The 731-nt window shown below is 46.6% G+C and carries 1 protein-coding gene; it reads right to left on the bottom strand.

From position 1 onward, the window contains the following. Window positions 1–731, bottom strand: a 731-nt coding sequence (gene ansA, locus R7Z50_RS27070; protein WP_318149693.1) for an asparaginase, incomplete at both ends; no start/stop codon positions are given.

Below are 731 nucleotides of genomic sequence, written 5' to 3'. Positions count from 1 at the left end.
AACCGCTAATTACGCCTGCATCTGCCAACGCACAGCCTGTCGCATAACCGCCCATGTTGACTTTACCAGCCAAACATTGAGTTAGGTTGACCACAATAACACCACGCTCAGAGGCTTCTTTAAGATGGCCTAGTAGTTCTGGGTTTTGCGGAGCGTTACCCACACCAAAAGTCAGCAAAATCATCGCATTCACTGGCTGAAGCAAGGTATTGCGGATAACTTCATGTGAAATACCCGGATACATTGTGATCACTCCGATTGGTTGAGGAGTAATGTTGTGAACTTTGAACTCACCTTCAGGTTGCGCGTTCACCTTGATGCTGTTGCTAATCTGAATGTTGATGCCCGCTTCCAACAGTGGCGGCAAGTTTGGTGACGTAAATGCATTAAAGCCGTCAGCATGAGATTTTGTGCTGCGGTTGCCACGCATCAACTGATTGTTGAAGAATAAGGTGACTTCGTTGATTGGGTAGTTTGCTGCGATGTGCAGAGCATTTAGTAAGTTTGCTTGACCATCAGAGCGCAGTTCAGCCAAAGGAATTTGAGAACCAGTAACGATAACTGGCTTACCTAGGTTTTCTAGCATGAAAGACAAAGCCGACGCGGTGTAAGCCATCGTGTCAGTGCCGTGCAGAATAACGAAACCATCGTACTTGTCGTAGTTGTCACGAATGTCATCAGCGATTTGTTGCCAGTCTGCTGGTGTCATATCTGATGAGTCGATAAGAGGA

The organism is Vibrio sp. 1249-1, assembly GCF_033340495.1.
The sequence above is the reverse complement of the archived record's forward strand: the minus strand, read 5'-3'. Positions and strand labels throughout refer to the sequence as shown.